Origin of the sequence: Neobacillus niacini (genome assembly GCF_000759675.1) — a bacterium.
GTDB classification, from domain to species: Bacteria; Bacillota; Bacilli; order Bacillales; family Cytobacillaceae; genus Neobacillus; species Neobacillus niacini_A.
In genome coordinates, this window is record NZ_BAWM01000060.1 from 1 (window position 1) to 441 (window position 441).

Genomic DNA, 441 nt, shown 5'->3' on the forward strand with positions numbered 1-441 from the left:
CAAGGTGGGTCAATAAGTGTACTGTTAAGTAACATTTATCTTCACTATGTATTGGATTTATGGTTTGAAAAAGCGATAAAACTAAGACTTAAAGGTGAGTCATATCTAATAAGATATATCGATGATTTTGTAGTGTGTTTTCAATATCGTTCGGATGCGATAAGATTCGGGAACGTACTTATGAAAAGACTAAGGAAATTCTCACTAGAACTAGAGCCTAGTAAGACTAGATTAGTGGAATTTGGACGGTTTGCCAGTAAACATGCCCATCAAAAAGGGAAGAAGTTAGAAACGATATATTTCCTAGGTTTTACACACTATTGTACAAGGAACCGCAAGGGCAATTTCATGGTAGGAAGGAAAACCGAAAAGACCAGATTTAAACGAAGCTTAAACAAAATTCAAGAAGTACTTCGTACTATCAGACATTGGCCAATAAAA

Annotated in this window: 1 protein-coding gene; it reads left to right on the top strand. The window is 35.1% G+C overall.

The window, feature by feature from the left end:
- Nucleotides 1-441: reverse transcriptase domain-containing protein (locus TR08_RS18995; protein WP_045520897.1), on the top strand; the 441-nt coding region annotated here is incomplete at both ends.